The following is an 8071-nucleotide window of genomic DNA, read 5'->3' as shown; positions in this document are numbered from 1 at the left end:
AGTAGATACGCTTAAATCTTTTGTGCTTCTGTCCGAACTAAAGGGGTCACTTCAATCTTTCTTCTCAGCAGCATACGTGGTGGAAGTGTTTAGGAGCAGAAGTCGTCAGCCTTTTGCAGCCAGCGCAGTGTGTGCGAGATAACCACAGTAGTTTCATGGGGAAGCAAATTGCAGAGGTGCTAAATGAGAATTTGAGACAAGCGAAAATTGAGAAAGCAAGCCGAGAACGTATCGAGTTTTGGCAATCTAGAGGAATTGATGTCAAGTAAGGGTTATTGATTTTTCTTGAGTTTCCGTGATGCAGTCAGCAAGCTGTCATAGCAACGGACGGTCGAAAGCCATTGCTGCTAAATTTGAGATTGTCTACCGCCGTTGCGTGTCACCGCTAAGCAGTAATTGCTAAGTTGAAGTAGTCCACCCATTGGAAAACTCATTTATTTCTTCTAGCAAGAAGTCGCCGTATACCCATATTCGGGCGTTGTCGTAGAGATCGCTAAGAACAGGTTTTCGAGCACCAGATTTGTCCCAAGGTTGAAGATCAGAGTCTAATTCACAAAAGCCAACCCAGGGATGTCCCTCTTGCTGTAATTCTTCAGCCTTAACTATCACAGCTGCTAGAACAGCTAAATCATAAGGCTTGAGAGAAAGATCCATTGCACCAATAGATACTTGGCGCTCTAGCATTGGTTCTGAAAGTGGAAAGACGCTGAGACCAGGACGCTTCGCCAAAGCATCCAATCGCTCTGAAACTTTCGTTAGTTCATTTGCGACTAACCCATCAAATTGCTCGAATACCCGAAATGCTGCCTTCGCATCCTCAGCACTCACTCGACCTTCATCTCTTGCCCATCTAACAAACTTACGTAAGTCTTCCGAGCGAGAGCGTGGGGTAAATCGTCGAGGTACAGTTTCACGTGCTTCTGCTAAACATATTGCAGGGACATATAGCTTCAACTCACTAGCCTCAGCACGTAGAAGCAACTGAATAGCCTGCGGACTTTGCAAATGCGCTGGAGCAATAACATCTACCACCCAGTTTGTTTCAACTAAAACAACCTTGGGCGTCACCTTGCAACTTTGCTCCATCTAGGACTAGCAGCCCTAACTTCACCAAGTCGGAGAAGGCTAATTATTGGCTCGCCAAGAAGTTCTCTTAAGTCATTTGGCAGACTCCCTACACCGGAAGTCAGCTTCAGTTTCTCAAGCCATCGCTGAACTTGAGATTCAAACTCAAGAGCAGGTTCTCCCTTCCATTGCTCGTCTGCGGGTGGTAGAAAAGAATTTGGAAGTCTCGCTTCACCAACTACATCAATTGACCCACCATTTGACTTCTCTAAGGAATCACGGAGGAGTACGATACGCTCACCAGATACGACAAGCCCAACTGAACAGCCGATAGACGCCATAAGATGTCTGAGCTGATCAACAGCGCTTTGATTGTGATCGTTGAGCTTTACCTCAACAATCATCAGATACTCCCCATCTGGGCTTGTTACAACAATATCTGGTTGGGCTGCTTTCATGATCATATTGTAACCCTGCCTAACAATGCTCATGCACCTGACTGCCCAAGGCGCAAACTCTGAAAGAGACGCTTCGCAAGCTCTAAACGATCGCACATCCTAGTTCGCTCAGTAACTTCTTCAATTCCCTCTCTTAGGCATTTGTTTGCGAAGTTTGACTCGCCAAATATTGCTTCAGGCTCAACAAACTGATGGTCTGACCCAAATTAATTGGCAACAGCGAGATCCCTTCAATTCTCGACTGCACCCAGCCGTCTCCCCATGCCCATTCATGGAAGCCATCAATGCCTTGGCTCAGTAAGAACCGAATCCGATTGGGTTCAGCGAGTTCGACCTGGTGTTGGATTGCGATCGCGCCAATTTGACCTGTAAATTTCACTCCAGGCTGCAATGTATCGGGCAACCCAGCAGACAATCGCTCAAACCAAAGCCATTTTTGCAACTCACGCGGATGGGTCAATCCGTTCCGCAATGTTTCTTGGGAAGCATCAACTTCAATGCGGAGGCTACTCTGCTGAAATGTACCAAACATAAGCAAATCAGGGCAAAACGTTCTCTTCTCCAGTATGGCAGAAGGTCAAACGTCTTAGCCCTGATTTGTTAAGCCTATTGAAATTGAAGATTAGTAGCCTTCTTCCTCGTATTCTGGCTCTTTTTGTTTCTCAGGCTGCTTCTCAGGCAGCTTCAGTTCTTGAGGCTTGTAATCATCCTCTGTTTTGTCGGCCCACGGATCTTCAGTAGGCTCAGCCAGTTGAAGCGGCGGAGAAGCGGGTTCCTGAATCTCTACAAAGTCAACTTCAATGTCTTCTACATCTTCATCAACGAAATCTTCCTCGTCTTCGAGATCATCTTCGTAGCGATCGCTTTGGGAGTAGACATCGCTATTACTTGCCGCACTCCAGTTATCGTCCTCGTCGTCCTCTTCATACGTAGGAGGATAGAGTTCAGCTTGACGCATCGGAGGTTCTGGCGATCGCATCTGAATCGGTTCCGGTTCCCAGGTGTCTTCGTCCCACGTTTGTTCCTCGACACTAGGTTCATAGCTGGGTTCATAGCGAGGAGGCGCTGCGATCGGAACTTGTTGACCTGACGGCAGCTGATTCTCGGTTTTAATGGGCGCAAGATACTGACCTTCTTCTTCCCGTTCCCAAGGAGCTTTGCCAAGCCCCAACCGTTCTAAAACACCGACCGTAATTTGGCTCATCCGATCTTCTGAGCCTTCGACCACAATCAACCGATCAGGGCCACTGCTAATCACTTCATCAATTGGAAGTTCGTAGGTGCTAACGATCTGATCAGGAATGAGGGGAAGCCCGATCGATGCAATCACCAACGTATCAATCCTGCCGCTATCGATATCAAACCGGAAGCCTCTCACTTTGCCCAGCAACTCGCCCGTCTCGGTGATCACCTCGAAGCCAACCAAGTTGCTGTAGATGTCGAGATCAACATCCTCGATCACATCTTCATCATCCACTAAAATTACGTCTCCAATTTGGCGAATGCTGGAGAGCATCATTGGCTGAGGCGTGCCGTAGAACAGATTCGAGCGGAGACTCAGGGCGACGACTTCTTGGCGATCGATATCAACCCAAAGCTGACTGACGACGCCCAGTCGCTTTCCGGCGGTGCGGGTGATGACCTGAGTTCCAAGAATGTCGGAGCGTTGGCGAAATTCTTCTGTCATTGTGTCCCGAATCCTGCTTACAAATCTGATCTAATTACTAAAATCATAGTTCCGAACCCCATCATCATATACCTACGGGTATGCGATCTGAGGGTAGCGGAAATCCCTACCGGAAAGATTCGGTAGAAATGGTTTAAGCGATGCTCTAAACAGGGGCACTTTGCGGCAGTTTGATCCCCAAGACTTGGGTATAGGCTCCCCGTGCTTGAGTCACCCCAATTGTTCGTTGCGCCGATTCGATCATCGGACGACGCAGACTCACCACAATAAACTGCGCTTGCTGTGCCTGCTGTTTGATCATTCTAGACAATCGCTCTACGTTTGCGCCGTCTAGGAACATGTCTACTTCGTCAAAGGCATAGAAGGGCGAGGGTCGATAGCGCTGCAAAGCAAAGATAAAACTGAGCGCCGTCAGAGATTTTTCGCCTCCAGACATAGAAGCGAGTCGCTGAACGGGTTTGCCTTTTGGGTGAGCAATCAAATTGAGTCCACCATTGAACGGATCTTCAGCATCTTCGAGTTGCAGCCGTCCGTCGCCCTCAGAAAGGGTCGCAAAAATTGCCTGGAAGTTAATGTCTACGGCTTCGTAAGCTTCCATAAAAGCGCGGCGGCGTAAGGTTGTGAACGTTTCGATTCTAAGCAACAGTTCGGTGCGCTCGTCTTCTAGGGTTCTTAATTTTTCGGTCAGTTCTTCGAGGCGGGCTTGAGTGCGATCGTACTCTTCCAGCGCCAGCATGTTCACGGGTTCCATCGCCTGAAGCCGTTTCTGCATTGAGCGAATCTCGTGCTGGAGTTGTCCCAAGTTGCGATCGGCGTCGGCTGGAATCTCAGGCAAGGGATCAGGCAAATCGGCACGCTGGGTTTCTAATTGTTCTTGCAGTTCGATCAGTTCGGCGCGGCGGGCTTGACTCGTTTCATGGACTTTATCGCGTTGCCAGGTCAGTTGCTGCTGGTTGGTTTGTTGATCTCGGAGTTGACGATCGATCGCATCTCGCTTGCGCCGTTCTTCGCCTAGTTTTTGATCAAGCGCGGACATCGCGGCACTCAATTCGACAACCTGTTGCCGAACGGTAACTTGCAGGTCAGAGTTTTCGGTTTGCTGCTGAAGCTGGATGGTTTGCTGCGATCGCTGCTCCCCAACCCGAATTTGTCCCTGTTCGATCTTCTCTTGCAGTCGCTGGCGCTGAGTTTCGAGGCTTTGGATGCGTTGTTCGATTCCCCGGAGCGCGAGTTCTTTCTCATTCAGGTCAGCTTCTAGCGATCGCAACCCAGCTTGAATGTGTTGCCATTCGCTGTGCGTTTGAGACTGCTCTAATGTTGCTAAAGCCTGACGAATCTCGTCTAGCTGCCGTTCTTGAATCGGCACTCCAGTATCTAGCGCTTGCAGTCGATGGTGAGCCGTCGCTAGGGCTTCTCGATTGGCTTTAAGCTGTGGCGCGAGGAGATCGCGCTGCTTTTCAAGCTGTCCGAGTTCTTTTTTGGTCTGCTCAGCCTTAATCTGGAGTTCGCGGAGTTGTTGCCGCGCCTCAATCAGGCCTTGGGTGCGTTCTTTTTGGCGATCGCTGGCTTTAGCGATCGCGCTGTCACAATGCGCCAGAATGCGATCAATTTCGTTGAGGCGCGATCGCAGCGACACAATTTCGGGTGATTCGGCGGCAGTAGCAGTGCCAAACTTTAATGACGAGCGATGCCCCGTACTGCCTCCGGTCATCGCGCCGCTCGCCTCCAGCAATTCTCCGGTCAGCGTGACAATGCGGTGCTGTCCGAGATGGCGGCGCGCATCGTCCAGCGTTTCAAAAATTAGCGTTGTGCCAAAGACGTAAGCAAAAATGTCGTAGTACTTGTCTTCAAAATCAATCAGGTTAACGGCGTAATCCACACAGCCGCGCATTGATCGCTGAGTCGAAAGGTTGGGAATATGAGGCGCTCTAATTTTGTTGATCGGTAAGAACGTGGCGCGTCCAGCGCGTTTTTGTTTGAGAATTTCGATCGCCGCCGCTGCGATCGCGTCATCCTCCACGACGATGCTTGCTAATCGTCCGCCTGCGGCCGTCTCGACAGCAAGCTGATAGCGCGGTTCAACCTGTCCTAATTGCGCCACTAGCCCACACACGCCCGACAATCCCATTTGCAAAATAACTTGAGATGCCTGTGTGCCTTGTGCTTCTTGAGTGGCTTGCGCTTGCGCTTCTAATCTATCTAATTTGCGTTGTTTTTCTCGTTGTTCATTTAACAATCGCGTTTGAGTTTCTTGTTGAAGCTTTAATTCACCTTCGGCTTCCGAAACGGCTTGGGCAAAGGATTGGACTTGATGGGTCTGCGCCTCTAATTGAGCAGTGAGATCGGTAGATTCTGTTTGTTTCTGAGCAAGCTGCCCTTCCGCCTGTTGTAGCGTGTTGGCTTGCTCTTGGACTTGGCGTTCGAGTTGCTCGGTTTTCTCGCGCAACCGCGCTTGTTCGGTACGCTGAGGTTCAAGCGTTTTCGTTAAGGTTTCAATTTGGTGATGAAGTTGCGTTTGTTCTTGTACCCACGCTTCTGCACTCGCCGCAGAATGACTCGCTTCCTCGCGTTTTTGTTCTAAATTTTGGCGAGCGGTGTCGCGGTGTTGAGTGGCGATCGCAAGTTCTCTCGAACCCACGCTCTGTTGCTCTTGAGTCAGAGACTCTAGCATTTGCAAATGCTCACTGAGGTCTTGCTGCGATCGCGCTAACCCTTTGGCTAATTCGGCTCTTGCCGCCGTTAAATCTTCTGCTTGCCGCTGGAGTTGCCTCAGTTCTGCTTCACGGGTGGCTAAGGTTGACTGAATGGCAATCTGTTCTTCTTCGCCTAGCGATCGCACCAGCACATTAAGCTTTTCTAATTCAACAGAGGTTTTCTCAATCTCGGTTTGTAAGACGGTTAATTGTTCGGTGAGACTGATCGTTTGCTTATCATCAGACTCAATTTGCTCCTGGACCTTTCTAACGTTCTTTTCTGCATCTTGGAAACGAATGACGACTTCCCACAGTTCTTTTGCCTGCACGTCTGCCCGGAGTTTCTTATATTTCTCGGCTTTGATCCGGTCCTGCGCTAAGCGATCGCGCTGAGCAATCAATTCAGTTTCAACGATGCGAAATTTATCTTCTTGTTCTTTAACCGCATTAAGTTTGTCTTTGGCTTGATTAATCTTGCGATCAAACGATGCTACGCCTGCTAATTCATCAATAATTTCCCGCCGTTCTCGTCCATTCATCGAGATGATCCGGGTTACGTCTCCCTGAAGCACAACATTGTAACCCTCGGGATAAATACGCAATCGATTTAACTGGTCGTGTAACTCAGTTAACGTGCATGGTTCACCATTGATAAAATAATTTGAAGTATAAGTTCCTTGTTGTGTGACTCGGAGCTTCCGCGTCACGCTCCACTCTGCGTTAATGATGCCGTTTCCATTGCCATTCTTATCTGTGTGCCCATTTAACTCATGATCTTTCGAGGCGTGTCCATTGCCGTTGGTAAGATGACCATTAGAATCATTTAATGAAACATCCGCATTCTCTTCATTCGGGTTGTTTAATGCATTGAGAACATCCAATTCATCTGACAGATCAAACGTCGCCGTGACGATCGCTTCCACGGTTGAACGTCCTTTGCTGCTCTGCGTTTGATTGACCAAATCGGGCAATCGCTCCGCTCGCATGCCTTTCGAGCCTGCTAAACCTAGACAGAACAGCAGCGCATCTAACAAATTCGACTTTCCAGATCCGTTCGGGCCTGAAATCACAGTAAACCCTGGCAGCAACGGAATTGGCGTCGTGCCCCCAAACGATTTAAAGTTAGTTAGTTCAACGCGCTTGACGTACACAGGCGATAGTTAGAGAACGGTAAAAATCAGTGTTTAGTGTAGCCTCGAACCGATGCTATGAACGAAAATTGGGTGATTTCTATCATTGATAACATACTTAGAACGGATGATCTACACGAATTGAAATTCTTTGCTGACAGCGAAGCCCCTGCCTCTAGGATTTGTTTGGTAAGTTTGTGCAATTCTACAGGGAAACGCATTTTTCGCAACCCTTTCCTCTATAGACTAAAGAATTGGAACTAAAGAATTCCTTGTCACGAGTTTTTTCAGAAATCGCCTTTATTGTTGAGTGAGAACGTTCTAGATGTCATACACAGCAATGGTGTTACTCCCAACCGATACTCCGGTGTCGCTTCAGCAAGTTGAGGCGAAGCTGCGATCGGCGCTCGGTTCAACGCCAGCAGGACAGAGCGGCGCAATCGAAGTATTTCGAGAGGAATCTCAACTGACGCTGTTTATTAATGATTGGTCGCTGTACGTCTGGGCAGATTCCTCTCCCACCGTTTTAGAAGAAACTCAAGGCATTGTGGAATTATTTGGCAGCGATCGCGCCGATCAATCCACGTTAGCCACTTATGGGTTCCGGTTTGATATCAGTTGTGATGCCGATCCAGATTTAGAGTATTTCGATGATTATGTGCTGGTGCTTAAAGTGATGAAAGAGCTTCCAAAAGCTGTCGTCTTTGATCCAGAAGCGGAGCGTTTTATTTAATCCCGCTTCTCACCTGGAAGGTCTTTCCTGCCGACCATGTAAACGAGCGATCGCTGCAATCAGGGTAGCTGGCTCGACGGGCTGAGCTAGGTGGGTTTGAAATCCAGACGCGATCGCCTGCTGGTCAACTAGAGTCTCGTTAAGAGTGGTGGCAATTTAGCGATTGAGTTTCCGTCTCAGCAACTCAACATCACCTCGTGCTAGCTGATGCGACGGTTAGGGCAAACCTTCAGGCTCATTGAGTCAATAACTGGAGTTTAGACTAAACAGAGTGGTGGAAACCGCAAAAAGAGCAGCCAGTTTCT

At 48.8% G+C, this 8071-nt stretch carries 6 protein-coding genes; 1 reads left to right on the top strand and 5 read right to left on the bottom strand.

The window, feature by feature from the left end; translation table 11 throughout:
* Window positions 1–399: 399 nt before the first annotated feature.
* The 5 genes from AC5JLB_RS10200 to smc all read right to left on the bottom strand — a co-directional run bounded on the left by AC5JLB_RS10200 (window position 400) and on the right by smc (window position 7054).
* A complete protein-coding gene (locus tag AC5JLB_RS10200; protein WP_495873723.1) occupies window positions 400–1068 on the bottom strand; it encodes a hypothetical protein in 669 nt (222 codons plus the stop codon).
* Window positions 1065–1523 carry a hypothetical protein gene (locus AC5JLB_RS10195; protein WP_495873722.1) on the bottom strand — a complete coding sequence of 153 codons (459 nt, stop codon included), beginning with the start codon at window positions 1521–1523 and terminating at the stop codon, window positions 1065–1067. The genes AC5JLB_RS10200 and AC5JLB_RS10195 overlap by 4 nt, the downstream gene beginning before the upstream one ends.
* A gap of 133 nt (window positions 1524–1656) precedes the next feature.
* Window positions 1657–2055 (bottom strand): hypothetical protein, encoded by a 399-nt coding sequence (locus AC5JLB_RS10190; RefSeq protein WP_495873721.1) that lies wholly within the window; start codon window positions 2053–2055, stop codon window positions 1657–1659.
* A gap of 90 nt (window positions 2056–2145) precedes the next feature.
* Window positions 2146–3210, bottom strand: a complete 1065-nt coding sequence (locus AC5JLB_RS10185; protein WP_495873720.1) for a PRC-barrel domain-containing protein — start codon at window positions 3208–3210, stop codon at window positions 2146–2148.
* Between the two features lie 145 nt (window positions 3211–3355).
* Entirely contained in the window at window positions 3356–7054 is a 3699-nt protein-coding gene (gene smc / locus AC5JLB_RS10180; RefSeq protein ID WP_495873719.1) for a chromosome segregation protein SMC, read from the bottom strand.
* A gap of 304 nt (window positions 7055–7358) precedes the next feature.
* Here smc and AC5JLB_RS10175 point away from each other — a divergent pair, with 304 nt between their 5' ends.
* Complete coding sequence (locus AC5JLB_RS10175) at window positions 7359–7766, top strand: hypothetical protein (protein ID WP_495873718.1); 408 nt, start codon at window positions 7359–7361, stop codon at window positions 7764–7766.
* Window positions 7767–8071 lie beyond the last annotated feature (305 nt).

The sequence above is a fragment of the Myxacorys chilensis genome (assembly GCF_059505265.1).
Note: the sequence above shows the minus strand (reverse complement) of the source record. Positions and strands in the feature narration are given on the sequence as shown.

Bases quoted from the DNA above. Each gene is read 5' to 3' on its own strand.
- AC5JLB_RS10195 (WP_495873722.1), bottom strand. From the start codon at position 1,523: ATGAAAGCAGCCCAACCAGATATTGTTGTAACAAGCCCAGATGGGGAG.
- AC5JLB_RS10190 (WP_495873721.1), bottom strand. From the start codon at position 2,055: ATGTTTGGTACATTTCAGCAGAGTAGCCTCCGCATTGAAGTTGATGCT.
- AC5JLB_RS10185 (WP_495873720.1), bottom strand. From the start codon at position 3,210: ATGACAGAAGAATTTCGCCAACGCTCCGACATTCTTGGAACTCAGGTC.
- AC5JLB_RS10175 (WP_495873718.1), top strand. From the start codon at position 7,359: ATGTCATACACAGCAATGGTGTTACTCCCAACCGATACTCCGGTGTCG.